The organism is Flammeovirga kamogawensis (genome assembly GCF_018736065.1).
Classification (GTDB): domain Bacteria; phylum Bacteroidota; class Bacteroidia; order Cytophagales; family Flammeovirgaceae; genus Flammeovirga; species Flammeovirga kamogawensis.
Genome location: NZ_CP076128.1, coordinates 937,451 through 964,440 on the forward strand (window position 1 = coordinate 937,451; position 26,990 = coordinate 964,440).

Consider the following 26,990-nt stretch of genomic DNA (forward strand, 5'->3'; position numbering starts at 1 on the left):
AATTCTCATATCAAAATTACTATTTATGAGAGCTGTAGATATAATAGCAAAAAAGAGAGATAATATCTTATTATCCGATGAAGAATTGAAAGGCTTTTTAGAAAGCTATCTTAGTGGTGAGACCACTGATTATCAAATGTCAGCCTTTTTAATGGCTGTTTATTTGAATGGCCTATCGGAACATGAATTAAAGACACTTACGCAAACCATGCGTGACTCGGGTGAATTAATTGAATTAAATGGCGTTGAACGTTTTCTTATAGATAAACACAGTACTGGCGGTGTTGGAGATAAAACAAGTATTGCTCTTGCCCCTCTTTTATCTGTATTTGGTATTGGAACAGCAAAAATGTCGGGTAAAGGATTAGGCCACACAGGCGGCACACTCGATAAATTTGAAGCTATTCCTGGTTTTAAATTCCCTTCTACTGAAGAGGACATGGTAAAAACCATTGAACATACAGGCATAGGTATAATGGGACAAACCGAAAATATAGTCCCTCTAGATAAAAAACTTTATGCATTAAGAGATGTAACTGCAACTGTTAGTAGCTACCCTCTAATAGCATCTAGTATAATGAGTAAAAAACTAGCTGTTAGAAGTGATGGTATTATCCTAGATGTAAAAGTTGGAGATGGTGCATTTATGAAAAACCTAGCCGATGCACAAAAACTAGCAAACATTATGCGTGGCATTGGCGAAATGTTTGGAAGAAAAGTACATATTGTTTTAAGCGGTATGGAACAACCTTTAGGTGATGGTATTGGTAATGGATTAGAAGTTTATGAAGCCATTGAATCTTTAAAAGGTAACGGACCAAAAGATTTTGAAAGACTTATTACCACTATTACTGGTATTGCTCTATTACAAAAAGGTGATGTAAATTCTATTGAAGAAGGTGTTAAACTAGCAGAGGAGAAGTTACAGACTGGTGAAGCTGTAAAAGCTTTAAGAGATTTTGTAGAAGACTGTGGTGGTGATCCCTCATTCATCGAAAATCCAGAGAAATTCCTTACCGCAAAATATACTTTAGAAGTAAAAGCCGAACAAGATGGATATATAGCATCTTTAATGGCAGAGAAAGTAGGTAATTCAGCTATGCTTCTTGGAGCTGGCAGAGAAACAAAGGAAGATGAAATAGACCATGCCGTAGGTATTGTTCTAAAAAAGAAAGTTGGTGATAAAGTAACTAAAGGAGATACTTTAGCTGTAATGCATTACAACAAGAAAAATCAGAAATTAGAAGATGCAATCGCACTAATTTCTAGTGCTTATGGTTATAGTGATACTTTAGTAAGTACACCTGAAGTGATTTTAGACATACAATAACATAAAAATAACGAGCTGATTGCTAATAAAATCTAACCAAATCATTAAATCAAAGAGATGATTTAAGAGTTCGTAAATCACTTCGTTAATTTGTAAGGCTACTGTTTTATTGTAGCCAATTATAAAATTTATCAAAAATATATTAATAATTTTCTCATGAGTATTGCAAAATATATCGATCATACAATCTTAGCAGCAAATGCAACAGAAGCTCAAATTATTCAACTTTGTAAAGAAGCAAAAGAATATAATTTCTTTTCTATATGTATTAATTCTGCCTATGTTCCTTTAGCTAAAGAACATACAGATGGTTCTGATGTAGCAGTATGTTCTGTTGTTGGTTTCCCATTAGGACAAATGGATACCGCTTCTAAAGTATTCGAAGCAAAAAGTGCTGTAGCTAATGGTGCAGACGAAATTGACATGGTTATTAATGTTGGAAAAATGATTGATGGAAAAACTGATTATGTTCAGGAAGAAATCCGTCAAATTAAAGAAGCAATTGGTTCTAGAGTGTTAAAAGTAATTTTAGAAACATGTTACTTAACAAAAGAACAAATTGTTGAAGCATCTAAATTATCAGTTGCTGCCAATGCAGATTTTGTAAAAACTTCTACAGGTTTTGGAACAGGAGGAGCTTCTTTTGAAGATATCCAATTAATGAAAGATGCTGTTGAAGGTAAAGCTGCTCTTAAAGCAAGTGGCGGTGTTCGTGATTACGAAACTGCTCAAAAATACATTGATATGGGTGTAACTCGTTTAGGTACTTCTAGTGGTATCAAAATTATTCAAGGCGGTACAGCTGACGAAGGAAGTTACTAATCTCATCTTAAAATATATACACCTATGATTAATAGAGTTGCATTAATTGTATTAGATAGTGTTGGTATCGGCTTTAGTAGTGATGCCGATGAATATGGAGATAGAGGTGCAAATACACTAGGACATATTGCCGATAGTGCAGGTTTAGATATACCAAACATGCATGAAATGGGTCTTGGTAATATCGCTCCTCTCCATGGTTTACCTCCTATGGGAACTACTTCTGCTGCTTATGGAAAAGCAAAAGAAGTTTCTAAAGGAAAAGATACAACAACAGGGCATTGGGAAATTGCTGGACAGATTTTATCTGAAGCATTACCTACTTACCCTAATGGATTCCCAGCTGAAATTATGGAAGCCTTTGAGAAAGAAACAGGAAAAGGCACCATTGGTAATATTGTTGCATCTGGTACTGCAATTATAAATGAACTTGGTGATGAACATGTTGCAACAGGTAAATTAATTATTTATACCTCTGCTGATTCTGTTTTCCAAATTGCAGCCCATGAAGATATTGTTCCTTTAGAGGATCTATATCGTTACTGTGAAATTGCTAGAAAACAATTAAATGTTGGTCGTGTAATTGCACGTCCATTTATTGGCAAATCTGGAAATTATGAACGCACATCAAATCGTCATGATTATTCTTTAGAGCCTGCAGAAAACATGCTTACTAGAATTATTGCTTCCGGCAAAGATTCTATAGGTATTGGTAAAATATATGATATTTATGCAGGCAAAGGTTTTACAGACCATACCTACACAAAGAGTAACTCTGAAGGTATTGATAAAACTATTGAATTTTTAAAACAAGATAATGAAGGTTTAATCTTCACTAACTTGGTAGATTTCGATATGCTATTTGGTCATAGAAGAGACCTAATTGGTTATAGAGACGCCCTTGAATATTTTGATCAAAGGTTACCAGAAATCACTGCTGCTATGAAAGATGATGACATTTTAATTATCACAGCTGATCATGGTAACGACCCTATTTTTAAAGGGACTGATCATACTAGGGAACATATTCCAATTTTAGTTTTTGGTAAAAAAATCAAACCTGTAAATATTGGTTTCAGATCAACTTTTGCAGATATAGGAACTACAATTGAGGAACTTTTATTAAACGAGGCTCCTACTACTGGTAGCTTTGCATCAATGATAATTTAAAAGATATAAATAACATGAGTATTCATATTGGCGCTAAGCCAGGAGATATTGCAGAGGTTGTACTTATGCCAGGCGACCCATTAAGAGCTAAATTCATTGCAGAAAATTACTTAGAAGACGCTGTTCAATATAATAATGTACGTGGAATGTTAGGTTTCACTGGTACTTATAAAGGGCACAGAATTTCTGTACAAGGTTCAGGCATGGGTATTCCATCAATTGGTATTTATGCACACGAATTGGTTACAGAATTTGGTGTAAGAAAATTAATTCGCGTAGGTAGTTGTGGTTCTATGCAACCGCATATTAAACCTAGAGATTTAGTAATTGCAATGTCTGCATCTACAGATTCATCTTTTAACCAAAATAGATTTGGCGGTAAGGACTACTCTCCTGCTGCAGATTTCAAAATGCTTTCAAAAGCAAATGAAGTTGCTGAAGCAAAAGGTATTGTTCCTTTTAATGGTAACATTCTTTCTTCTGATGCATTCTATGGTGATGATGCTGACGAATGGAAAAAATGGGCAAAATATGGTGTTTTAGCTGTAGAAATGGAAACAACAGCACTTTACACAATTGCTGCTCAGTTTAACGCTCGTGCTTTAACAATTCTTACTGTAAGTGATAGTTTGGTTACAGGAGAAGAACTTTCTTCTGATGATCGTCAAAATACATTTACAGATATGATGGAAATTGCTTTAGAAACTGCAATTGCCAAATAAATGAATCTAATTTAGGATCAAGAATCCCCATAGTCTTTTTATCCCAAAAAGATTATGGGGATTTTCTTTTTAAACTTATCTGAATTAACAGAAAATATTAAGTTGAAAAACTATATTTGCAAAAGAACAAACTTTCAAACAAATCATTCCGATGAAATATATAAAATACCTATGGACCTTATCATTATTCATTTACTTGGGTCTTAATCTTTTAGCCTATATCTACTTCCCTGATAGTGGAGTCATGGTACTACATGCTACAGAAGCTTCTGAAGCAGTAATCATGAGTAAAAGTGATTTCTTTTATGCATCAATGGGTACGCTATTATTTGTAGATATTGCTCTTGTAATTTTAGGTGGTGGAATTTTACACTTACCTAAATCTTTAATACTTCTGCCAAATAAAAACTTCTGGTTGAAGACCAAGGAAAATAGAGCCCTATTACTTGAAAAAACAAAAGGATGGACAAAAGGGTTAGCTACATTATTCAATCTTCTGATGCTAACAACTTTAGGCCTAATATACGGCACACAAGGTCATGACATGGATGCCATTAGAATAGAATATTCTCCTATTATTATCTCTGTACTAATTTTGGTTTGGATTATTAGTATTTTTCCAATATTCAAAAAGCCTACAGTAACTGAGTAGTTTAATCTATTCTAATAAAAAAGCTGTTAATCTTTCAAGATAGATTAACAGCTTTTTTTATTAATAAGGATCAGAAGGAACGTCTCCTATCGGATTATCAGGTGTAATTGGATTTTCTTCTATTGGATGCTGAGGAACTTCTACAATTGGATTTGCTGGTTTCTCAGGTCCATACTCTGCAGTAGAAGTAGTACAAGACAATAACCCTAAAAATGCGATAGATAATAATACTCTTTTCATAATGGTATATTTTATTTTGTTTATATACCATTTAACGCTAATTGATAAAATCAGTTTAAAGTAACACCCCTTTATTTTATTCAATAATGACAAATCATTATCTCAAAATGATTTCCTCTAGATATTAAAAAAAGCCTTTAAGTTTCCTCAAAGACTTTCTTTATGAAATAGGCAATTAGCTTATTGCTCTACTTCTGTTTCCTTATTCTTTTTTCCTTCGCAATCTTCTTTTTTACAACTCCCATAGAAGTTTAAAGAATGACTTTCAATTTCAAAGTCATAAATTTCTTCAACCATTTGCTGTATTTTTTGAATACGAGGATCACAGAATTCTAATATCTTATTACATTCTTTACAAATTAGATGGTCATGTTGTTTAAAACCATGAGCTTTTTCGTAAAGTGCTAAGTTCTTTCCGAATTGATGTTTTGTAATAAGATTACAATCAAGTAAAAGATCTAAAGTATTGTAAACCGTAGCTCTACTAACTCTGTAATTTTTATTTTTCATATTGATATACAAAGATTCAACATCAAAATGTCCACCTCTACTGTATATCTCTTCCATAATTGCAAAACGTTCAGGAGTTTTTCTTAGCTTTTTCTCCTCCAGGTACTTTACAAAAATATCTTTTATCTCTTCCATTAGTCTATTGTTTCTACTTCAACTGCATCTTTTAATTGGTATATCATACCCGTAGCATCTCCATTTAATTTGAGGATACCTTTAAAAGTTACTGTTTCATCATTTACCTCTCTAGGAACATCCATAAAAACCTCCATAATAGTTTCTGGACCTGCTCCTCCACAAAAAAAGCAATTTGCAAAAGGATAATATGAAATTAACATCGAATTTTCATCATCTGTATCAATAGGTAAAACAAAACCTTTAATTGATATCTCCTTTCCTTCTAATGCTCTAACGTCTTCAGAGAAAATCGGGAAAGGCACTTTCATTTCTAATTCTTTATCAAATTTGTCTTCCCAGTCAATTTTTTGAAGAATTAACCAAACATCTTTCTGATTTTGAACTAGACTAAAAGAAGATAAGAAAATTGAAATAATTACTAAGCTAAATAAGTTCTTCTTCATTTTATAAAAATAAGAATTCTACAAGCTTAATTTAACCCTTTATCCATTATTTTTTTCTTCTCTTGGAGCCTCCTCACTTTTGTTAGGAAAAGGAGGTCTATCTTGATGATTTTTACGAGGCTTCCAATGTTCTTTTTTATTGTGTGGGCGTCTATCAAATCGCCCTCCTCCTTGCTGTTGATTTTTTGACTTGTTCTCTAGCATTTTTTGTTGCTTAGTTACTTGAGCCTCTTTTCTTTCTCCAGCTTCTAATTCGCTTAAATCAAATTCTTCTTCACCTTCACCTGCTTTCAGTGTTTTCTGAATCTTTATTTGATCTTTACGATCTTGAAGTAATTGTTTCGCATTTGGACGAATCTTATTTGTGATTTCGCCATTTCTTACCTTAACAATATCTACGGCTTGCATTAGAGCTTCTCTAAAAGAAGTTTCGTCTGCAACACCTTTACCTGCAATGTTATATGCTGTACCATGATCTGGAGAAGTCCTCACAATAGTTAAACCTGCAGTATAATTTACACCACTTTCAAAAGCATGTAATTTAAATGGGATTAACCCTTGATCGTGATACATACAAAGTACACCATCGTAATTTTTAAACGCCATTGTACCAAAGAATCCATCGGCAGGGAAAGGACCAAATACAAGGTTTCCTCTTTTCTTAAATTCTTTAACTACAGGTCCAATTACATTAATTTCTTCATCACCCAATAAACCATCTTCACCTGCGTGTGGGTTTAACCCCATTATTGCAACTTTAGGTTTAGTAATGCCAAAGTCCTTTTTTAATGAATTGATTAATACTTTCAATTTAGACGTTAAAGCTTCTTTAGTAATTGCCGCCGAAACATCTTTTAAAGGAATATGTCCTGTTACAACGCCTACTCTTAAACTTCCAGCACATAAAGTCATTAAAGTATCTCCGCCATCTGCATGGTTTTCTTGATAATACTCCGTATGACCGGCATGTTTAAAATCTTCACTTTGAATATTTGCCTTATTGATAGGTGCAGTAACTACAGCATCAATGGTTTTTGTGTTTAAATCTTCGGATGCTCTTGCAATAGATAAATAAGCACATTTCCCAGCTTCCTCTGTAATCTTACCCGGCTCTAATTCTTGAACTTCAGTCCAACAGTTTACTACATTAATCTTTTGATCGTGTAAGTAGCTATTGTTATTGTACTGATGATACGTAAATTCTTCTATCCCTAAAATACGTTTGTACTTTGTAAGAATACGGCCAGAACCATATACAACTGGTGTACAAATGTTTGTAATTCGTTTATCCTGTAAAACCTTTACGATTACTTCGGGACCAATTCCATTGTAGTCTCCGATTGTAATACCAATACGAGGTTTATCAGATTTTCTATTTTTAATGTCTTTCATATTATTTCCGATTGGACAATATTGTTCGTTAATCGAATACTTAGTATTTCTAATAAGTCGGTTAAATCAAAAGTAACACTTTATCAAAAAAATTATATCATTTAAATACTATAATTGTCTTAAATATAAAGATAAATGTGATATCAATGAGGTGTTCACTTATAATTCTACTATTTATTAAACATCCAACGCAATTCTAAAGTATATACAATAAGATAAAATATAATTTATGTTACAATTGATATAGATTCACATAACAGATAGCAATAAATTTACATTTATTTCCAATCTTTGTATAACCTATTGATTTTAGTATCTTTTTGGGGTATCAAACAACTTTTTATGACAAAATTTTACAGCTTAATTTTATTCTCTTTCCTATTAATTTCTTCTTGTATGAAGCAAGGAAACCCATCTTCTATATCCACAGAAGTATTGAAAAAAAATGCCTCTACTTTCTTAAAGGGTAATGATATTGAGATTAAATCTTCGTCTGATCTAAAATTTTATTTGTGCACTACTTTTCAAGGAATGAGCACTGACAACCCTGTTCAAAAAGTTGAATATATACTACTAGACAATAAGGGTAAACCTACTTCAATCAAAGGGACGATAAACAATGGTAAGATTACGTTTAAAGACGATAAACACCTTGTTATTAGTCAATTTATGGGTGTCGCTACAAGTACTTCTAATGTCAGAACTAAAGAAATAGACATATACGCTATTTTAGAACCAGTTCAATAATACTATCTTATGAATAAAATTTACACAAAGATATTTCTTTTAGGTATAGTTGGTGCTGTTTTATGCAGTGTTTACTTTTATCAAAATGCACAAAACGAAAAGACAGTTTATGCATCAAAAGATATATTTAAAAATGAATATATAAAGAAGAAAAAGAAAAGAGAAAATGGTTATGCAAAAGCAGATCAACCTGATAAATTTCTTGAAGTTCTTCGTTCAATGAAAATCCGAAAAGGAGAAAAAACACCACAATATAATGTTGGTTATAAAGAGAAGGAGCTTGCACTAGCAAAAGTCCATGACCAAGAATATTTCTCAAATTTTAGAACAAAAGCCACTGAAGAATGGATTGAAAGAGGTCCTGCTAACGTTCCTGGAAGAACACGTACTTTAGTTGTTGACCAAAATGACAATACAAACAGAACTTGGTTTGCAGGCTCTGTAAGTGGTGGTATTTGGAAATCGACAAATAGAGGAGAAAGTTGGGTGGCTAAAACTGACAACTTACCGAATTTATCAATCTCACACATTGTACAATCCGAAAGTAATCCTTTAACTTTTTATGCTTCTACAGGTGAAGCTTTTGGTAATTTAGATGGTATTTTAGGTAACGGAATTATTAAATCTACAGACGGTGGTAACACTTGGGTTGCTTTAACTTCAACTATTGAAAACGATGATTTCCAAATCTCAAACAGAATTATAGTAGACCCTACCGATGAAAACACACTATTGGTTTGTACTTCTAAAAATCCAATTAGAACGAATAACAGAACTTCTTTTATTTTAAAATCTACTGACGGTGGTAATTCTTGGGATAAAGTCTATACAGGTAGTAATTTTATTCAACAAATAATTGCTGATCCTACAGATTTCACTATTCAATATGCTACAATTGCTTATGTTGGTATTGTAAAGTCTACTGATGCAGGTGCAACTTGGTCACAGGTTGGGAGTAATATTAATGCTTCTGGACGTATTGAATTGGCTATTTCTCCAGTAAATTCATCTTACATATATGCATCTATTGCTGGCAATGGCTCAAGTAGCTCTGATGGCAATGTGTATGTTTCTATGGATACTGGAAATACTTGGGAAAGAGTTAATGCAACTAACAATGAAGAATATTTAGGTGGACAAGGTTGGTATGACAATACGATTATGTGCCATCCGTTTGATCAAGATATTGTATATCTTGGAGGAGTTAATTTGTGGAAATTAGAGCTGACTGAAGGAGTAGCAAATTCAGGTGCTTTTACAGTTATCTCTGATGCTTACGGTGACGGCAATAATAGCTACTCCCAATCTACAGGAAGTACGGTGCATGAAGGACTTCACCCCGATCACCATTCTTTACAATATGTAACAACATCTGCGAATGCATTTTATATTATAAATACAAATGATGGCGGTATCTATTATTCTAAGTCTGGTACTAACCCTGGAGAATTAGATGGCGATTGGACTTTTGCTGGCCACGGTTATAACACTACTCAATTTTACGGTGTAGACAAACAATCTGGACAGAATAGTTATATAGGCGGATCGCAAGATAACGGTAGTTGGATTTCATCTAATAACCCTACCAATGCTTCAGATTATAGAAGGTTTCTTCCGGGTGATGGTTTTGAGGTTGCATGGAATAGTAGTGATTCAGACTTATTGTTAGGAAGTGTATATAATAATATCATTTTAAAATCTAACAATGGAGGTAATAATTATTTTGAAGCGAATAATGGGTTAACTGACTTAGGTGAAGCAGCTCCCTTTATTACGAAGTTGGCTTATGCAAAAGAAGACCCAAATACTGTTTATTCTGTTGGTGCTTCCGGTGTTTGGAAATCTACTGACTTTGCAGACAACTGGAAATTATTACCTATTTCGGAAAAATGGATAATTAATAGTTTTATTGATGTAAAAATCTCCAATGCATCTACAGATGTAATTTGGGCTGGAGCTCATATGTCTGATGATTATAGAGTACATGTTTCTAAAGACAAAGGAAACACTTTCACACCTGTTGAAAATTTCACTGTAAATGGCTTTGAGATGGGACCTATATCAGGTATCGGCACAAATTCACTTAACCCTGCCTCTGCTTTTGTTTTGTTCTCATTTGCTCATGCTCCTAAAATTATTAGAACAAATGACTATGGAGATACATGGACAGAACTTTCAGGTTTTAGTACAAGTGGTGTTTCAAATAATGGCTTTCCAGATGTTGCTGTTTACGACGTAATCACTATGCCTTATAATGATGAAATTATTTGGGTAGGAACTGAAATAGGTATTTTTGAATCAACTGATAATGGTGAAAATTGGCACAAACTATCAGGTGGTTTACCATCTGTTTCTATATGGGATTTAAAAATTGTAGACAATCAAGTGGTGGTTGGAACACATGGTAGAGGAATTTGGTCATTTGATTTAGCAGAAGTGCCTCAACCTAACATCACAAATTTCAACTCAACAATTAGTACAACTATTATAGATTATACTATTTCTTCTTCCATAGATTCTATTGCAGTGTATAGTGATTCTGGAAATTACCTTATCTCTATACCAAATACTGTCAATGCAGGAGAAAACTCTATTGAATTATCATCTGAAGAATTAAATGGACATACTACTATTCAATTAATTAGTTATTTGGATGGAGAAAAATACAAATCTGTTTTAAAGACATTAGAATCTGTAGAATACAAGACTGCTCAAACAGAATATTACGAAGACTTTAGTACTTATTCTTCAATTTCTGATTTTACTGGAGATGCATTGGTGTATAATGATAATGTAGACTTTTTTGAGCTTGGTGGTTTTCATTCAGAACACAATTATACGAACAACTTTATCAAATACTCTTACCTTAAAATTCCAATAATTGTAGGTAATGAAAGATCTCATTTTGCATATACAGATGTTGCGATGATTTCTACTGATGACGATTATGTAGCTGTTGAAGTAAGTAAAGGTGGTATTGATTGGGTCAATCTTACAGGAAATTACGATGCCTCTGCCAATGATGATTGGGAGTATTATGTAAATCAAGGTTCTAACGGAGCTCAAACATTAGAAGTAACACACAAATACGACTTAAAAGATACTTTCGCTGTAGGTGATACTATACTCGTTCGTTTTAAAATGAATTCTGATGAAAGTAATCCTAATTGGGGTTGGGCCATTACTAACATCAACATTCAAAGTGATAATCCAATCTTATCTATTGAAGAAAATAAAGAAACAACTAATGTTAGGGTATACCCTACAGAAGTTTTTGATAAGAAAACTACACTTGATATTTACGCTCAAAAAAATGAAAATATCAAATATAGAATCATTGATTTAATTGGTAGTACAATGCACGAAAGTGAAGAAATTAATGTGCAAATTGGAGCAAATAAAATTCCAATCGATCTATCAAACTTTAGAATGGGAATTTATATTCTAACTGTAGAATCAAATAATACACAATCTTCTTATAAGTTTATAATTAGGTAATTATCTCAATTCCTCCTAATAACTGAAGCACCATTATAAATAGTAATGGTGCTTTTTTGTTTTCAGTAACCAAAAATAGCAATACACAAAAACTTGATAAACAACACACTACAATAATCATAATTCAAATTTATTGACAAATAACATTTGTCACACAAAGAGATAAGGTTGTCTTTAGAATGTAAATAATCACATTCACCAAATAAAAACAACAAGTATGAAAACCTCAAGTATTCAAAAAATTACATTAATTTTTATAACATTAATAAGTTTAATATCATTACAATCTAACGCACAGTCTAAAGCTTCTAAAAGAGATCAAGACTTTACATTAACTGCAGGTAATTCTATCAGATATAGTGCTCCAATAAAAGGTTTTGAAACAGATTATAATTATGGAGTAGGTGTATATTTAGATTTAGATTATAAATTAACAAAAGGATTATCTGTTAGAGGTGATTTTGGTTGGAGTGTTTTTAAAGGTAAAAGAATTAGCGATTATTCTATAACTCCAGATTTGAATGATTGGGAATTCTCTGGAGGATTAAAATATAAATTCTCAATTTTATATGTTGAAGGTTTAGCAGGTTATAGAACTGGATTCGAATCGGTAACTTACGCTCCAGGTGCAGGTATAGAAGTGGGTAATTTTAATATTGGTGCAAATTATAATATTATTGATCAAGAAAGATTTATGAGCTATAAGCTGACATTCTTCTGGTAGAAAAAAATATTCTTATATAGATATAGGCTAATAATAGATATTGCTATTGTTAGCCTTTTTTTATTCTCAATGTTGACAAACGTATGTTAGGTAATTTGTTTTGTTGAGCTAAAAACACGTTTTTTACAAAAAAATTGAGATTTTTCTCAGCACTTCTAAAAAAATAATATGGCCAACGTTAAACCTAAAAAGCATTTAGGACAACATTTTCTTGACGATATGCAAGTTGCAGACGATATAGTTAACGCAATGACGCGACACGGAGGATACAATGAAATTTATGAGATCGGCCCGGGTATGGGAGTTTTAACTACCCGATTGATGAAAAAAGAAGGAATTAAAACTACTGTTGTAGAAATTGATTCCGAATCTGTTGTATACCTAGAAAATGAAGTTGGTTTACCTAAAGATCAAATTATCGAAGGTGATTTCTTAAAATTAGACATCGATAAAATTGCTCCTCACCCTGTTGGGCTAATTGGTAATTTCCCATATAATATATCTACGCAAATCTATTTTAAAATACTTGAACACAAAGATCAGATTACTGAGTGTGTAGGTATGATTCAAAAAGAAGTAGCACAGCGTATTGCCACAAAAAAAGGTGGCAGAACGGCAGGAATCTTAACAATACTTGTTCAAGCATTTTTTGATGTTGAATATTTATTTACGGTACCTCCAGGAGTATTTATTCCTCCACCAAAGGTAGAATCAGCAGTTATTTCTTTAAAAAGAAACGACCGTAAAGAATTACCTTGTAAGCAAGAAACCTTTTTTAAAGTAGTAAAACAAGCTTTCAGTACAAGAAGAAAAACACTTCGTAATGCGTTAAAACCTTATGGTTTACCAGCTGAAATGTTAGAAGATCCAATATTTAAAAAACGTGCTGAAGAATTATCAGTAGAGGATTTTATAGATCTTACATTACGTATTGAAGAGTCAAGAAAATAATTAAAAGCACCTCCTAGGAGGTGCTTTTATTTTTTAAACATCAATTTGTTTTATATATAAACATTGTTTAGTAATTTAGTAAACGAATTAAATATTAGCGATTTACATTACTAAAACATGACCGAAAGCAAATTACACGAACTATGGCTAAATAGTATCTCTGGTATTGGAGGTGCTACTTGCAAATTATTAATTTCTCATTTAGGTAGTGCAGAAGCTGTATTCAAAGCAAATGATAGCACATTATTAAAAATTAATGGTATTGGCGAAATAACAGCTAAATCTATTGTAGCTTCACGACAAAAAATTAATGTCGCCGAAAAAGAATTAGAGAAAGTAATAAAATCAAATGCTAGAGTACTTACTTATTTAGATGAAGAGTTTCCTAGAAGGCTAAAACTTCAAAAAGACGCCCCCTACCTTATCTATGTTAAAGGAAAAGCTACTGGTTTAAATACACAAAAAAATATTGCAATTGTAGGTTCTAGAAATGCATCTGATTACGGAACGCATATCACTCAAAAAATAATAGAAAGAGTAAGTCACCTTAAAGAAATTAATATTATCAGTGGGTTAGCTTATGGTATAGATATAGCAGCACATAAAGCGGCTCTAAAAAACAACATAGGAACTGTTGGTGTAATGGCTAACGGTTTAAATCTTGTTTATCCGTCTATCCATAAAAATACAGCACATCAAATGCTTGCGGATAATCAAAGTGGGCTTATTACAGAAAACCCTATGGATGCTCAGCCTGATGGCCCTAAATTTCCTGCTAGAAACCGAATAATTGCAGCACTTGCAGATGCTATAATAGTAGTTCAAGCAAAGAAAAAAGGCGGAGCACTCATAACTGCAGATATTGGAAATAGTTACCATAAAGATGTTTTCGCAGTACCTGGTTTAATTACTGACCCACTTGCTGAAGGTTGTAATAATTTGATAAAACACCATAGAGCAACGTTATTTTCTAATGTTGAAGATTTTATCAAAACAATGAATTGGGATACTTCTACTCCTAACCCATCTAAACAGATGCATCTTTTTCAGCCTCAAAATTTAGATCCTTTGGAAGAGAAAGTAACAGCATCAATTAAGGCAGCTCCTTTACATATTGAAGAAATTTCTATACAATCTCAAATTCCTTTAACTAAATTAGCTTCTACATTATTACAACTTGAATTAAAAGGCGTAATAAAAATGAAACCTGGTAATATTTACACATTAAATACATAAACACTTGAAAATAGTAATAACTCCAAACGCATTTAAAAATAGCCTATCTGCAAATGAAGCGGCACAAATAATTAGAAATGCTTGGTATGATATAAGGCCAAAAGATACAATAATTTCTAAGCCTATAACAGATGGTGGCGATGGTTTTTCTAAAATACTTTCTGATGAAAAAGATGGAAAGTTTATTCAAGTAGAAACAAAAAATGCGATTGGAAATACACATACATCTGGTTATGTAAAAATTAATAACGCTACTGCTGTTATAGAATTAGCTCAATGTTGTGGCTTACAAACGCTAACAAAAGAAAATTACGATGCTTTAGAAAGCTCAACCGAAGGGTTAGGGATAGTTATTAATCAAGCACTCGAAGATGGCTGCACAGAATTTATAATTGGTTTAGGTGGTAGTGCATCTACTGATTTAGGATTGGGTGCTTTATATGCTCTTGGTGTTAAATTCCTAACTTTTGAAGGAAAAGAGATTAGACCCAAAGGAAAAAATTTAGATTTAATTCAAGCTATTAATTATTCTACGTTAAGTACAAAAATTAAAAATAAGCACTTTTACCTAGCGGTTGATGTTAAAAACACTCTCCTTGGAAAAAATGGTGCTGCAAAAACTTTTGCACCTCAAAAAGGAGCTAGTAAAACCGAAATTGATGTATTAGAATACAACCTATCTCACGCAAGTCAACTTATACATAGGCAAACAGGTAAAGATGTACAACATGTAGAAGGTGGTGGAGCTGCAGGAGGCACGGCTGCTGGTTTTTGGGCTTTTCTAAATGCAGAAATTATGGATGGCAGCCAATTTATTATGGAAGTACTTGGTTTACACGAAGCGATTGATAGTGCAGACTTAATAATCACTACTGAAGGGTGTTTAGATGAGCAATCATTAAAAGGAAAGGCCCCCTATGCAATTGCTCAATACGCAGAAAAGAAAGGCAAACTTTGCATTGCATTTGTAGGAAATAACAATGTTAATCATATAAATAATCTACCCTTTTATACTATTTTTAGTATAAATCCTTCTCTTGTTTTAATAGACGAAGCAATAAATAAAACTGCTGAAAATTTAAAATATAGTGTACATCAATTTGCAAAGGTGATTTCCATCACTAATAAATAGACACGTTAACAGTTTTTAAGTCATTGAAATAATAAAATTATTAATTTTTTATCAAATTGCAGGTTAATGATGGAAAATGTATTCTATTGAAAACTACGCTGGTATTTGTTCATCTTTAGAGTATATGAAATCGTTATCAATCTTGAATAAAGATAATTTCTATCTATACTAAATTTTGGTAATGCTTGATCCATTTTTTAAACTTTCATTTTTCAACTTCTCCACATAATGACAAAAATAACCAAACTAATCGTTTTGATGCTTGCTGCAATTGCAAGCACGAACTTAGCCTTTGGACAAAATGAGTTCTACAATAATAACAAGTTCAAGCAACTTGATGAAGAACTTCCTACACCCAATGTATACCGCACAGGTTCAGGTGCTCCGGGACATGAATACTGGCAACAAAAAGCAGACTACGTTATTGAGGCATCAATTGACGAGAAATTACACAGATTAACAGGAGCTGAAACAGTTACCTATTTTAACAACTCACCTGATGTTTTAACTTATCTATGGATACAGTTAGATCAAAACATGAGAGCTACTGATTCTGATACTTATAAAATACGTCAGAATAAAGTGGGTAAGAAAACAAATATTAATCAGCTAGCTGCAGTAGATGGCTTCCCTGATTATGATGGTGGTCATAAAATCCAAAAAGTACAAGATGTTAATGGTAAAGATCTTTCTTACACTATTAACAAAACAATGATGCGTTTAGACTTACCTCAACCTTTACAACCAGGTGAGCAATTCTCTTTTAGCATTGATTGGTATTATAATATCAACGACCGTCTTTTAATGGGTGGCCGTGGTGGTTACGAAACTTTTGCTGAAGATGGTAATACTATTTATACTATCACGCAGTGGTTTCCAAGAATGGCTGTTTATGATGATTTTAACGGATGGCAGCACAAACAATTCTTAGGAAATGGTGAGTTCGCTTTAGCTTTTGGCGACTATGATGTAAAAATCACAGTTCCTTCTGATCATATTGTTGCTTCTACAGGAGAATTACAAAATCCTGACGAAATCTTATCTGATGAAGAAAAGAAACGTTTTGAGAAAGCAAAAACAGCTGACAAACCTGTTGTAATTGTATCGCAAAAAGAAGCTGAGAAAAAAGAAAAGACAAAAGAAAGCGGAACAAAAACATGGCACTATAAAGCTACAAATGTTAGAGATTTTGCTTTCGGTTCTTCTCGTAAATTTATCTGGGATGCAATGGGTGTAGATATTAATGGCAAAACTGTAATGGCAATGTCTTACTACCCTAAAGAAGCCAACCCTTTATATGGTCAATATTCTACAGAAGCAGTTGCACATACTTTAGAAGTATACTCTAAGCATACAATTGACTACCCTTACCCGGTAGCTATCTCGGTTGAAGCATCAAACGGTATGGAATACCCAATGATTTGTTTTAACTATGGTAGACCTGAAAAAGATGGCACGTATTCTCCTCGTATTAAATACGGAATGATTTCAGTAATTATTCATGAGGTTGGTCATAACTTCTTCCCTATGATTATCAACTCTGATGAACGTCAGTGGACGTGGATGGATGAAGGCTTAAATACTTTCTGTCAATATTTAGCAGAACAAGAATGGGAAGAAAATTACCCTTCTCGTAGAGGACCTGCTGAAAATATTGTCAATTACATGAAAGGTGAGAAAAATAACATTTCTCCTATCATGACAAACTCTGAGTCGATCAAGCAGTTTGGAAACAACGCTTACGGAAAACCTGCAACAGCATTGAATATTCTAAGAGAAACAATCATGGGTCGCGAACTTTTTGATTATGCTTTTAAAGAATACGCACAGAGATGGGCATTTAAACACCCTAAGCCTGCAGACTTCTACCGTACAATGGAAGATGCTTCTGCTGTAGATTTAGATTGGTTCTGGAGAGGTTGGTTCTTTACTACTGAAGCCGTAGATATTGCTATCGAAGATGTTCAGTACAAAGAATTAGATACTCAAAACCCTAAGGTTGAGGAAAAGAAACGTAAGGACAAAAGAGATGCTCAACCTAAAGACATCACTACTATTCATAACGAAGAAGTGAATTTAGGAAGAAGAGTAGACCGTAAACCTGAGTTAAAAGATTTCTATAATTCTTATGATGAATTAGATGCTGACTATGAAGATTACGAGGCATATAAGAAATATGAAAAAGGATTAAACAGTAATGATAAAGCATGGATTGCTGCTAAAAAGTATGTTTATCAAGTTAAATTCAAAAATGTTGGTGGTTTAGTAATGCCAATAATTATTGAGTTACAATACGAAGATGGAACATCTGATAAGAAGTATATTCCTGCTGAAATCTGGAAGATGGATGATGAAGTTGTATCAAAAGTATTCGTTTGTGACAAACCTGTAGCTCAATTAGTTTTAGACCCTAATAGAGAAACTGCAGATATTGATACGGAAAACAATTATTTCCCTAGACAAACTCAAATCAGTAGATTCCAACTTTATAAATCAGGTGCTAATCAACCAAGAACGTATGATAGCGGTCAGTTGAACCCGATGCAAAAAGCTAAGAAAAATAAAAAGTAATTCTTGTCTAATCGGCTCACTAATTTAAGTGAGCCGATTTTATTATAAACATAATGAGATTAACATTACTAACCACTTCACTCTTATTTATTGGACTTACTCATTTGTCTTTTGGGCAAAAAGAAGCCTATAATAACAATAAGTTCAGACAACTCGATCAAGAACTTCCAACACCAAATGTTTACCGTACAGGTTCTGGAGCTCCAGGTCATAACTATTGGCAACAAAAAGCAGATTATGTAATCAATGCTTCTTTAGATGAAACTATACATCAACTAAAAGGAGAAGAAAAGATTACCTATACTAATAATTCCCCAAATACAATTAAGTACTTGTGGATACAGTTGGATCAAAATATGAGAGCGAAGAACTCTAACACATATAAGATTCAGCAAAATAAAATTAAAGAAAAAATATCTCCTAGCGGAATACAAAGAATCGAAGGATATCCTGAGTATGATGGAGGACATAAAATAGAAGCTGTTACAGATAAAAATGGTAACCCAATACCATTTAACATCAATCAAACTATGATGAGAGTTGATATTGCTTCTCCTCTTCTTCCTTCAGAAACTGTAGAAGTAAATATCAAATGGCATTTTAATATTAACGACAGAACACTTATGGGTGGTCGTGGTGGTTACGAAACTTTTGCTGAAGATGGCAATACTTTGTATACAATCACGCAATGGTATCCAAGAATGGCTGTTTATGATGATGTTAATGGCTGGCAAAACAAGCAATTTCTTGGTGATGGTGAGTTTGCATTAACTTTTGGCGACTTTGATGTTAAACTAACTGTTCCAGCAGATCATATTGTAGCTGCAACTGGCGTTTTACAAGATTCTTCAATTCTTAGTGAAAAGCAATTAGAGCGTATTGAAAAAGCAAAATTTGCAGAAAAACCTGTAGAAATTGTTACGCATAAAGAAGCGATCAAAAACGAAAAGAAAAAAGACAAAGGCACAAAAACATGGCATTATAAAGCCGAAAATGTGAGAGACTTTGCTTTAGGTAGCTCAAGAAAATTTATTTGGGATGCAATGGGTGTTGAAGTAGAAGGCAAACGTGTAATGGCAATGTCGTACTATCCTAAAGAAGCCTATGAGTTATACAATAGATATTCTACTGAAGCAGTTGCACACACATTAGAAGTCTATTCTAAATTTACATTTGCCTACCCTTACCCTGTTGCTATCTCTGTTGAAGCTGATAATGGCATGGAATATCCAATGATCTGTTTTAACTACGGACGTGTTGATGAGAAAGGACATTATTCTAAGCGTACAAAGTACGGTATGCTTTCAGTAATTATTCACGAGGTTGGTCATAATTACTTTCCTATGATTGTAAATTCTGATGAACGCCAATGGACTTGGATGGATGAAGGGTTAAACTCTTTCTTACAATTTTTAGCAGAGCAAGAGTGGGAAGAAGGTTACCCATCTATGGAAGGATTCCCTGAACTAATTACAGATTACATGAAAGGTAATCCTGATAATATTTCGCCAATAATGACTAACTCTGAATCTATACATCAGTTTGGTTATAACGCCTATTCAAAACCTGCTACAGCTCTCAATATTTTAAGAGAAACTGTAATGGGCAGAGAGCTTTTTGATTATGCTTTTAAAGAATATGCCAATAGATGGAAATTTAAACACCCTACTCCTGCTGATTTCTTTAGAACAATGGAAGATGCTTCTGGTGTAGATTTAGATTGGTTTTGGAGAGGTTGGTTTTATACAATCGAACCTTGTGATATCAGCATAAAAAATGTTCAGTTTGAAGATTTCAATACACAAGATCCTTCAATTGAAGCACCTAAGAGAAAGGCTGAAAGAGATGAACAACCGCTAACAATTACGGAAATTCATAACAAAGAAGAAAACCTTCCTAGACGTGTAGATCGTAAACCTGAATTAAAAGATTTTTACAACACCTATGATCCTCTTGATGTTTCTAAAGAAGAAACAGAAAAGTACAAACGTTATTCTTCTTCTTTAAACGAAAATGATAAACAATGGATTAATGAAGGACATTTTGTATATCAAGTTGATTTTGAAAATATTGGAGGGCTAGTGATGCCAATTATTATTGAACTTCAATATGCTGATGGATCAAAAGATAAAAAATACATTCCTGCAGAAATCTGGAAAAAAGACGATAAAGTTGTATCAAAAGTATTTGTCTGTGACAAAGAAGTAAATCAATTTGTTTTAGACCCTAACAGAGAAACTGCCGACATTGATACCTTCAACAATTATTTTCCTAGAAAAGAAAATACAAGTCGCTTTAAACTTTATAAAGCAAATCATTAATAATAATTGTGCTTCTTATTAGTACGAATAACTAATGAAGTAGTAGATAAAATAAAGACTCATTCAATTAATTTTGGGTGAGTCTTTTTTCTTTTATAAATTGATATAATCATTCATCAATTTGTCTGATATGTAGGCAAGCAAAAATAATCGAGTAACCAACATGAATAATAAAGAAATTGCTAAGATGCTTAGCGAACAGGTAGTTAAACTTGGAGGAAAATTTACAGAGAAAGGTTTCTGGAATAAGGTGGGTAGATTTGCTAAAAAAGCAGGTCTAAAATTATCATTTTATGCAATAACATTATACTTTACAATGATAGATGACGATACTCCAAATGCATCTAAATTATTAATAATGGGTGCTTTAGGTTATTTCATAATGCCTCTAGACTTAATACCTGATATTGCTCCTGGAATAGGTTTTACAGACGATTTAGCTGCATTAACTACTGCTTTTGTAAATGTTGCAATGCACATTAAACAAGAACATAAAGAAAATGCTCTATTCCAATTACAAAAATTATTTGGCAAAGATATCACTTTAGAACAAGTAGAATTATAATTAATTCTACTTCTATCCTATTTCAAGAACATATCAATTCTGATACAACGTGTTTTTTACCCGTTAACTTTTAAGTTCATTGATGAACAGTCTTGAATTTTTTGCTTCGTTTTTGTTTCAAGCAAAATGAAGAAGAAGTTACATCAACGTAGCAAATACTGTATTATAACTCCAATTATAACCTTTGTCCTGAATTGCAGCAACAATTTTAGCTTTGTGACTTTCAAGAAATTTTGGCTTTAATCGAGTATCAATATTTGTCATTTGAGCTACTATCCCACCAAAAGACACAGCCCTTGCAGATTTACGCAGATTACTTTCTACAATTTCCGTCATTCGTAACAATAATCTTTCTTCTAAAGGCAGCGTAACATCTAGTTCCCTTACTACTTCATTCTCTTCAAGAACAACAGTTTGTTCTTTTTTAGATGACTCTTTTCGTTCAGTAGAAACCACAGTCATTTCAACCTGTTGTTTGTCACTTTTAACGCCAATAATATCTGTAATTGCATAATTCGAAGTGATAGTATCAGCATCTCTTGCTAATCCACTCGTATAATTTTTCTCCACAGTTATTAAGCCCAACTTTAACAACTTTCTTTTAGCTCTACTAATTACAGATAAAGAAACATTCAATTCATCGGCTACAGCATTATTAGGTTCTGCAAAAGGAGAATTTAAAATGTAATACTGGAATACAATAGCTTCTGTAGGGTTCAAATCTCCTTCTCGAATATAATCAAAGATTGATTTCATATTTAATATAAGTTTTAGGTTATGTCAAATTCGAGTTGAGTAAAGATAGAGAAATAATACATAATTTAAAACATCTTAAATACTAGCCAATAACACTTTACAACACTTAATCTTTCATAAGATAAATTAAATACTAGTTAAGACTTAAACTGTTTTCAAATGTTTAAGTATACTTTACACTATAAACTTAATTTTATTTTTAAAAACGCAATTAACCAAACAATCAAATGAAAAACCTGAGTTCAAAAATACTATCTGCAATTGCTATGTTAGCATTGCTGATAGGTTGTAACCCTCAAGGTCCAGAAAAAGCTTCTGACTACGATGTAGTCATTACAAACTATGACAAAAGTGCTGAATTTGGCAACATCACTACTTTTGGTATGCCTTGGAAAGTTACACATGTAGGCGATACTACCGAAAGTGAAAACTCTGAAATGGACCTCGTTATTTTAAATACGACAAAAGCCGAATTGGAAAAGATGAATTATCGTTTTCTTCCTGAAAATTCTACTGAAAAGCCAGATGTTGTAGCATTATGCTACGCTGTAACAACTACCACTGTTCATTCTTGGTGGAGCTGGTGGGGTGGTTATCCTGGTTGGGGATATCCTGGCTACCCAGGTTATCCATGGTACCCTTACCCTGTACAAGGTATTTATGCCTATCAGAAAGGTACAATTATGATAGAGTTGGCAAACAATACACCTACTAATTTACCTGCTGCTGAAGCAGATAGCGTACTTATTCCAATTTTATGGGAAGGTGTAACAAATGGGTTTACAACAAATACACAAAATGAAATGATGAGGGCGGAGAAGAACATTCAACAAATGTTTATTCAATCTCCTTATTTAATGTCTAATTCTTCAAATTAATCATGATGAGAAAAATACTTTCAATATTGATCACTCTTGTTGGATTAACAGCAGGAACATCTTTTGCACAAACAAATATTATTGGCCTATCCTACTCTATGGCTGCTCCAATGGAAAGCACTTCTGATTTTATAGGAGAAAATAGTTTTAGAGGTGGAACTTTTGATTATCGACACTTTATGAACCCTAATATGAGTATTGGTTTTAGTGTTGGGTACCAAAGGTTTTATCAAAGTAAAGGCTACACTACAGCACCAATGCCTGGTGGTGATGGTCATATCTCAGGTCAGAATTATTCTTACATAGATGAGTTCCCATTAATGGCTACGTTCCATTATTATTTCGGTCAAGAAGGTGGTGTAAGACCTTATGTTGGCGGAGGAATTGGTGCTGCTCATTTTGAATATACAGATCAAATTGGATCAATTGGCTATGTGACAAAACAGTGGCATTTTAATATTGCTCCAGAAGTAGGCGTTTTAGTACCACTAGGTATTAACACTTATCTTATGAGTAGTTTAAAATATAATTATGCTGCTCCTGCAGGAGGAATTGATGCTCAACAATATGTTAGTTTCAATATCGGAATTGCTTTTGATATGTAACATATCAATTAATAAGACATTATGCTCTGGTAAAGTATAATAAATTCGGGAGGTTAACGTGTTTGCGTTAGCCTCTTTTTTATTCGGCACTTGCGGTTTAACACGCTACACCAGCTATTCATTCCCTTCTCCCCATTTGATTTTGAATACAATAATGAATAAATTTTAATAATTAACTCTTTTTTTAGACAAGCCTAAAAATTTATTTATATTTGTATAATTAAAGTATTTTAAATGGAATGATGCTCTTTGAAGTAAAACTTTTAGATATTTCTCATTCATCTTCAAAATACTAATTATCAAAAAAATAGCAATGCTATTAAAATGAAAAAATTATTCAATTGGCTTGGCGGTTTATCAAACAATAAGCTTAATATAAATATTATAAAAGAAGATCTATTAAAAACACTTTTCAAAAATGAAGAGGTTCTTTCTATTAGCACTTCTATAACATTAGGCAATCAATTAGAGTATTCTGATGAACAGATTGCTGAAGCTTTAAAGTTATTAATCCAAGAAGAAAAAATTAGTACTGATAACGATTCATACAAATTATTAGAAAGTGGTACTAAAGATGCACTTCAATTAATAAGAAGACATCGTCTTTATGAAAAATATTTAGCCGAAAAAACAGGCTTCTCTAAAGTCAATTGGCATAGAAAAGCAGAAGAAATGGAACATCATCTAACAAATGATGAAGTTGAAAAAATGGCTAAAGAACTTGGCAACCCTCGTTTTGATCCTCATGGCGACCCAATTCCTACAAAGGAGGGTATTCTTCCTAAATTAAAAGGAATACCACTATCTGATGTAAAACAAAATGCTATTGTTAAAATTCTTCATATAGAAGATGAGCCAAGAGCCGTTTATAAGGAACTCATTAGAAAGGGAATCCACATTGGTTCGATCATGGCCGTAGATTTAACAACATCTGTCTATTCCACAGAAGGTCATGGGCACCATTTTTCTAAAGATGAAATGAAGAATATTACTGTTCTTGTGATAGAAGAAACAGAAGATATTCCAAAAGGTGTAGTTAGACTTACAACCTTAAAACTTGGAGAGAAAGCAATTATCACTGGGCTATCTCAAGAATGTAGAGGCGCCAACAGAAGAAGGCTTCTTGATTTAGGTTTTGTAAAAGGTTCGAAAATTAAAATTAATATGGTCAGTCCTCTCTCCGATCCTAAAGCATTTTTAATAAGAGAAACACTTATTGCTTTAAGAAAAGAACAAACAGACATGATCTTAATTAAGAAAATAGATGCAGAATAAATCACAATCCCCCTGCGAAACTTGTGGTCAAAATCCGCAAAGTAAATTAAAAAAGTTAGGTGTAGACGTTGACAAAACGGATTATGTAGTGGCATTGGCTGGAAACCCTAATACAGGAAAAAGTACTGTATTTAATAGCCTTACTGGTTTAAAACAACATACTGGTAACTGGCCAGGTAAAACAGTGGGTAGAGCTGAAGGCGGATTTATGTATGCTGATAGTAGTTTTAAAATAATAGATCTACCTGGTACTTATTCACTAATGTCAACTTCTGAAGACGAAGAAATTGCACGTAATTTTATTCTTTTTGGTAAACCTGATGTTACTATCATTGTTGTTGATGCGGGTAGATTGGAAAGAAATTTAAACCTTGCTCTTCAAATTTTAGAAATTACAGATAAAGCAGTTCTTTGCCTCAATCTAATTGATGAAGCAAAAAGACATAACATTGAGGTAGATCAAAGAACTTTATCTAAAGATTTAGGTATACCAGTTGTTGCCACAAGTGCTTTACGTGGCATTGGTATTCCTGAACTATTAAAAACAGTAGACGATGTAGCAAAAGGAAAAATCATTTGTACACCACATCGTATTAAAAATGTTCCAAAAGAAATTGATTCAAGAGTAAAGAAAATCCAAGAATCAATAGAAAAAATATACCCGGGTATTCCGAATAGTAGATGGATTGCATTCAGATTACTGGATGGTGATGAAGATATTATTAAGGCTATTAAAGAGGGTGAATTTATTAACGATAAATAAGAATGGATAAAAATAAAGCTATCGATGACTTATTATCTGAAGCAGCAGAAACACGATGGGAAATTGGTCAAGATTTTCATGATAAATTATCGGAAAGTATCTACGCCAATGCTGCCACAATTGCAGATAGTAACGTTATCAAAACTGGAGAAAAAGAAAACTTTAATCTAGACAGAGCAATTGATAGAGTTGTTACCAGTCCTATTTGGGGTTTTCCAATAATGTTTTTTGTTTTAGCCATTGTCTTATGGTTAACAATTATAGGATCAAATTATCCTTCTCAATTCTTAGCCTACATACTTTTAGACAATGTATATGAGGTGTTAAGAACTGCTGTTTTAAATAGTGGTATGCCGTGGTGGTTAGGAGGATTTCTTGTAGATGGTGTATTTCTATCTTTAGCATGGGTAATTTCTGTAATGTTACCCCCTATGGCTATCTTTTTCCCTCTATTTACTATTTTAGAGGATCTAGGTTATTTACCAAGAATTGCTTTTAACCTAGATGCTCTTTTTAAGAAATCTGGAGCTCATGGTAAACAAGCACTTACAATGAGTATGGGTTTTGGTTGTAATGCAGCAGGCGTTGTGGCTACCAGAATTATTGATAGTCCAAGAGAGAGATTAATTGCAATTATCACAAATAACTTTTCTTTGTGTAATGGACGTTGGCCTACTCAAATATTGCTAGCTACTATTTTTATTGGTGCTGTAGTACCAGATAGTTATAAGAATTTAGTGTCTACTGCATCTGTAATTGGTGTTGCTGTACTTGGTATTGGACTTACATTCCTCGTTTCCTATTTCCTTTCGCATACAATGCTTAAAGGCGAGGTTTCCTCATTCACTTTAGAGCTTCCTCCTTATAGAAAACCAAGAATCTTACAAACTATTTATACCTCGCTTATTGATAGAACTTTAATTGTTCTTTGGAGGGCATGTTTATTTGCAGCTCCAGCAGGTGCAATCATATGGTTAGTCTGTAATATTACTATTGCTGATAATTCAATAGCTACTTATTTAATCGATTTCTTTGATCCGTTTGGTTTAATGATCGGTCTAAATGGAGTAATTATTCTTGCATACATATTAGCGATCCCTGCCAATGAGATTGTAATTCCTACCATCTTAATGCTAACAGTAATGACATCTAGTATAACAGGTTTTGGATCTGGTGATGGTGTAATGTTTGAACTAGATTCCATGACGAATACACACGATGTTTTAATTGCTGGTGGATGGACACTATTAACAGCCATCAATGTAATGTTGTTCAGTTTAATTCATAATCCTTGCAGTACAACTATTTATACAATTTATAAAGAAACTGGAAGTATTAAATGGACAACAGTAGCTTCGCTTCTTCCTGTGGTAATGGGGTTAATTGTTTGTTTTGCTGTTGCTCAAATTTATTATCTCTTTTAAGAGATAGTATTGAAGATGCTTTTAGAAATACAGAGGTTGTATTGATTTCCTAAGAAGGAGTTTCAATACAACCTTTTTCTTTTATAATTTCTAAATACTTATTGTACTTTTGTAAGGTAATGATC

The 26,990-nt window shown here is 33.0% G+C and carries 24 protein-coding genes; 19 read left to right on the plus strand and 5 right to left on the minus strand.

Annotation, left to right across the window (positions count from 1 at the left end):
- Positions 1 to 25: 25 nt before the first annotated feature.
- The 5 genes from KM029_RS03715 to KM029_RS03735 all read left to right on the plus strand — a co-directional run bounded on the left by KM029_RS03715 (position 26) and on the right by KM029_RS03735 (position 4,696).
- Complete coding sequence (locus KM029_RS03715; RefSeq protein WP_144075437.1) at positions 26 to 1,330, plus strand: thymidine phosphorylase; 1,305 nt, start codon at positions 26 to 28, stop codon at positions 1,328 to 1,330.
- Between the two features lie 156 nt (positions 1,331 to 1,486).
- Positions 1,487 to 2,152: a deoxyribose-phosphate aldolase gene (deoC, locus tag KM029_RS03720; RefSeq protein ID WP_144075438.1), complete on the plus strand. Its 666-nt coding sequence runs from the start codon at positions 1,487 to 1,489 to the stop codon at positions 2,150 to 2,152.
- A 24-nt stretch (positions 2,153 to 2,176) separates the two neighbouring features.
- Positions 2,177 to 3,322, plus strand: a complete 1,146-nt coding sequence (locus KM029_RS03725) for a phosphopentomutase (RefSeq protein WP_144075439.1) — start codon at positions 2,177 to 2,179, stop codon at positions 3,320 to 3,322.
- 14 nt (positions 3,323 to 3,336) lie between these two features.
- Positions 3,337 to 4,044: a purine-nucleoside phosphorylase gene (deoD, locus tag KM029_RS03730; protein ID WP_144075440.1), complete on the plus strand. Its 708-nt coding sequence runs from the start codon at positions 3,337 to 3,339 to the stop codon at positions 4,042 to 4,044.
- Positions 4,045 to 4,195: 151 nt separating this feature from the next.
- Positions 4,196 to 4,696 carry a hypothetical protein gene (locus tag KM029_RS03735; RefSeq protein WP_144075441.1) on the plus strand — a complete coding sequence of 167 codons (501 nt, stop codon included), beginning with the start codon at positions 4,196 to 4,198 and terminating at the stop codon, positions 4,694 to 4,696.
- Positions 4,697 to 4,756: 60 nt separating this feature from the next.
- On the opposite strand, the gene KM029_RS03740 is transcribed toward KM029_RS03735, so the two are convergent.
- From KM029_RS03740 to pdxA, 4 genes are all read right to left on the minus strand, one after another.
- Positions 4,757 to 4,936: a hypothetical protein gene (locus KM029_RS03740; RefSeq protein WP_144075442.1), complete on the minus strand. Its 180-nt coding sequence runs from the start codon at positions 4,934 to 4,936 to the stop codon at positions 4,757 to 4,759.
- Between the two features lie 180 nt (positions 4,937 to 5,116).
- Entirely contained in the window at positions 5,117 to 5,581 is a 465-nt protein-coding gene (locus KM029_RS03745) for a Fur family transcriptional regulator (protein WP_144075443.1), read from the minus strand.
- A complete protein-coding gene (locus KM029_RS03750; protein ID WP_144075444.1) occupies positions 5,581 to 6,027 on the minus strand; it encodes a DUF3299 domain-containing protein in 447 nt (148 codons plus the stop codon). The genes KM029_RS03745 and KM029_RS03750 overlap by 1 nt, the downstream gene beginning before the upstream one ends.
- 39 nt (positions 6,028 to 6,066) lie before the next feature.
- Positions 6,067 to 7,419, minus strand: a complete 1,353-nt coding sequence (gene pdxA / locus KM029_RS03755) for a 4-hydroxythreonine-4-phosphate dehydrogenase PdxA (protein WP_144075445.1) — start codon at positions 7,417 to 7,419, stop codon at positions 6,067 to 6,069.
- Between the two features lie 342 nt (positions 7,420 to 7,761).
- On the opposite strand from pdxA, the gene KM029_RS03760 reads away from it, so the two are divergent.
- The 9 genes from KM029_RS03760 to KM029_RS03800 all read left to right on the plus strand — a co-directional run bounded on the left by KM029_RS03760 (position 7,762) and on the right by KM029_RS03800 (position 21,164).
- The gene (locus KM029_RS03760) at positions 7,762 to 8,166 is read left to right on the plus strand and encodes a hypothetical protein (protein WP_144075446.1); all 405 of its coding nucleotides are present in this window, start codon (positions 7,762 to 7,764) and stop codon (positions 8,164 to 8,166) included.
- 9 nt (positions 8,167 to 8,175) lie between these two features.
- Positions 8,176 to 11,664, plus strand: a complete 3,489-nt coding sequence (locus KM029_RS03765) for a VPS10 domain-containing protein (protein WP_144075447.1) — start codon at positions 8,176 to 8,178, stop codon at positions 11,662 to 11,664.
- 217 nt (positions 11,665 to 11,881) lie between these two features.
- Positions 11,882 to 12,388 carry a porin family protein gene (locus KM029_RS03770; protein WP_144075448.1) on the plus strand — a complete coding sequence of 169 codons (507 nt, stop codon included), beginning with the start codon at positions 11,882 to 11,884 and terminating at the stop codon, positions 12,386 to 12,388.
- A gap of 168 nt (positions 12,389 to 12,556) precedes the next feature.
- Positions 12,557 to 13,339 carry a 16S rRNA (adenine(1518)-N(6)/adenine(1519)-N(6))-dimethyltransferase RsmA gene (gene rsmA / locus KM029_RS03775; protein WP_144075449.1) on the plus strand — a complete coding sequence of 261 codons (783 nt, stop codon included), beginning with the start codon at positions 12,557 to 12,559 and terminating at the stop codon, positions 13,337 to 13,339.
- A 117-nt stretch (positions 13,340 to 13,456) separates the two neighbouring features.
- Positions 13,457 to 14,575, plus strand: a complete 1,119-nt coding sequence (dprA, locus tag KM029_RS03780) for a DNA-processing protein DprA (protein ID WP_144075450.1) — start codon at positions 13,457 to 13,459, stop codon at positions 14,573 to 14,575.
- Between the two features lie 4 nt (positions 14,576 to 14,579).
- Positions 14,580 to 15,707: a glycerate kinase gene (locus KM029_RS03785; RefSeq protein ID WP_158631147.1), complete on the plus strand. Its 1,128-nt coding sequence runs from the start codon at positions 14,580 to 14,582 to the stop codon at positions 15,705 to 15,707.
- Between the two features lie 228 nt (positions 15,708 to 15,935).
- Positions 15,936 to 18,278 (plus strand): M1 family metallopeptidase, encoded by a 2,343-nt coding sequence (locus KM029_RS03790; RefSeq protein WP_158631148.1) that lies wholly within the window; start codon positions 15,936 to 15,938, stop codon positions 18,276 to 18,278.
- 53 nt (positions 18,279 to 18,331) lie between these two features.
- On the plus strand, positions 18,332 to 20,599 hold the full coding sequence (locus tag KM029_RS03795) for a M1 family metallopeptidase (protein ID WP_144075452.1): 2,268 nt from the start codon (positions 18,332 to 18,334) through the stop codon (positions 20,597 to 20,599).
- A gap of 163 nt (positions 20,600 to 20,762) precedes the next feature.
- On the plus strand, positions 20,763 to 21,164 hold the full coding sequence (locus tag KM029_RS03800; protein ID WP_144075453.1) for a YkvA family protein: 402 nt from the start codon (positions 20,763 to 20,765) through the stop codon (positions 21,162 to 21,164).
- Positions 21,165 to 21,302: 138 nt separating this feature from the next.
- Here KM029_RS03800 and KM029_RS03805 read toward each other — a convergent pair whose 3' ends face one another.
- The gene (locus KM029_RS03805; protein ID WP_144075454.1) at positions 21,303 to 21,920 is read right to left on the minus strand and encodes an Rrf2 family transcriptional regulator; all 618 of its coding nucleotides are present in this window, start codon (positions 21,918 to 21,920) and stop codon (positions 21,303 to 21,305) included.
- A gap of 227 nt (positions 21,921 to 22,147) precedes the next feature.
- On the opposite strand from KM029_RS03805, the gene KM029_RS03810 reads away from it, so the two are divergent.
- The 5 genes from KM029_RS03810 (at position 22,148) to KM029_RS03830 (ending at position 26,865) form a co-directional block, all read left to right on the plus strand.
- A complete protein-coding gene (locus tag KM029_RS03810; RefSeq protein ID WP_144075455.1) occupies positions 22,148 to 22,798 on the plus strand; it encodes a DUF4136 domain-containing protein in 651 nt (216 codons plus the stop codon).
- 2 nt (positions 22,799 to 22,800) lie between these two features.
- Positions 22,801 to 23,403, plus strand: a complete 603-nt coding sequence (locus tag KM029_RS03815; RefSeq protein ID WP_144075456.1) for an OmpW family outer membrane protein — start codon at positions 22,801 to 22,803, stop codon at positions 23,401 to 23,403.
- 324 nt (positions 23,404 to 23,727) lie between these two features.
- The gene (locus KM029_RS03820) at positions 23,728 to 24,678 is read left to right on the plus strand and encodes a metal-dependent transcriptional regulator (RefSeq protein WP_144075457.1); all 951 of its coding nucleotides are present in this window, start codon (positions 23,728 to 23,730) and stop codon (positions 24,676 to 24,678) included.
- Complete coding sequence (locus tag KM029_RS03825; RefSeq protein WP_205125464.1) at positions 24,668 to 25,441, plus strand: FeoB small GTPase domain-containing protein; 774 nt, start codon at positions 24,668 to 24,670, stop codon at positions 25,439 to 25,441. Before KM029_RS03820 ends, KM029_RS03825 begins: the two co-directional genes overlap by 11 nt.
- Before the next feature lie 2 nt (positions 25,442 to 25,443).
- On the plus strand, positions 25,444 to 26,865 hold the full coding sequence (locus KM029_RS03830) for a ferrous iron transporter B (RefSeq protein ID WP_205125465.1): 1,422 nt from the start codon (positions 25,444 to 25,446) through the stop codon (positions 26,863 to 26,865).
- The last annotated feature ends 125 nt before the right edge of the window (positions 26,866 to 26,990 follow it).

Excerpts from the sequence above, each read along its gene's own strand:
- KM029_RS03725 (WP_144075439.1), top strand. The coding sequence starts at position 2,177 with ATGATTAATAGAGTTGCATTAATTGTATTAGATAGTGTTGGTATCGGC.
- KM029_RS03765 (WP_144075447.1), top strand. The coding sequence starts at position 8,176 with ATGAATAAAATTTACACAAAGATATTTCTTTTAGGTATAGTTGGTGCT.
- KM029_RS03820 (WP_144075457.1), top strand. The coding sequence starts at position 23,728 with ATGAAAAAATTATTCAATTGGCTTGGCGGTTTATCAAACAATAAGCTT.
- KM029_RS03790 (WP_158631148.1), top strand. The coding sequence starts at position 15,936 with ATGACAAAAATAACCAAACTAATCGTTTTGATGCTTGCTGCAATTGCA.
- deoD (WP_144075440.1), top strand. The coding sequence starts at position 3,337 with ATGAGTATTCATATTGGCGCTAAGCCAGGAGATATTGCAGAGGTTGTA.
- KM029_RS03825 (WP_205125464.1), top strand. The coding sequence starts at position 24,668 with ATGCAGAATAAATCACAATCCCCCTGCGAAACTTGTGGTCAAAATCCG.
- KM029_RS03800 (WP_144075453.1), top strand. The coding sequence starts at position 20,763 with ATGAATAATAAAGAAATTGCTAAGATGCTTAGCGAACAGGTAGTTAAA.
- KM029_RS03715 (WP_144075437.1), top strand. The coding sequence starts at position 26 with ATGAGAGCTGTAGATATAATAGCAAAAAAGAGAGATAATATCTTATTA.
- KM029_RS03750 (WP_144075444.1), bottom strand. The coding sequence starts at position 6,027 with ATGAAGAAGAACTTATTTAGCTTAGTAATTATTTCAATTTTCTTATCT.
- KM029_RS03795 (WP_144075452.1), top strand. The coding sequence starts at position 18,332 with ATGAGATTAACATTACTAACCACTTCACTCTTATTTATTGGACTTACT.
- KM029_RS03735 (WP_144075441.1), top strand. The coding sequence starts at position 4,196 with ATGAAATATATAAAATACCTATGGACCTTATCATTATTCATTTACTTG.
- KM029_RS03830 (WP_205125465.1), top strand. The coding sequence starts at position 25,444 with ATGGATAAAAATAAAGCTATCGATGACTTATTATCTGAAGCAGCAGAA.
- KM029_RS03805 (WP_144075454.1), bottom strand. The coding sequence starts at position 21,920 with ATGAAATCAATCTTTGATTATATTCGAGAAGGAGATTTGAACCCTACA.
- KM029_RS03815 (WP_144075456.1), top strand. The coding sequence starts at position 22,801 with ATGATGAGAAAAATACTTTCAATATTGATCACTCTTGTTGGATTAACA.
- KM029_RS03745 (WP_144075443.1), bottom strand. The coding sequence starts at position 5,581 with ATGGAAGAGATAAAAGATATTTTTGTAAAGTACCTGGAGGAGAAAAAG.
- rsmA (WP_144075449.1), top strand. The coding sequence starts at position 12,557 with ATGGCCAACGTTAAACCTAAAAAGCATTTAGGACAACATTTTCTTGAC.
- KM029_RS03770 (WP_144075448.1), top strand. The coding sequence starts at position 11,882 with ATGAAAACCTCAAGTATTCAAAAAATTACATTAATTTTTATAACATTA.
- deoC (WP_144075438.1), top strand. The coding sequence starts at position 1,487 with ATGAGTATTGCAAAATATATCGATCATACAATCTTAGCAGCAAATGCA.
- dprA (WP_144075450.1), top strand. The coding sequence starts at position 13,457 with ATGACCGAAAGCAAATTACACGAACTATGGCTAAATAGTATCTCTGGT.
- KM029_RS03760 (WP_144075446.1), top strand. The coding sequence starts at position 7,762 with ATGACAAAATTTTACAGCTTAATTTTATTCTCTTTCCTATTAATTTCT.
- KM029_RS03810 (WP_144075455.1), top strand. The coding sequence starts at position 22,148 with ATGAAAAACCTGAGTTCAAAAATACTATCTGCAATTGCTATGTTAGCA.
- pdxA (WP_144075445.1), bottom strand. The coding sequence starts at position 7,419 with ATGAAAGACATTAAAAATAGAAAATCTGATAAACCTCGTATTGGTATT.
- KM029_RS03740 (WP_144075442.1), bottom strand. The coding sequence starts at position 4,936 with ATGAAAAGAGTATTATTATCTATCGCATTTTTAGGGTTATTGTCTTGT.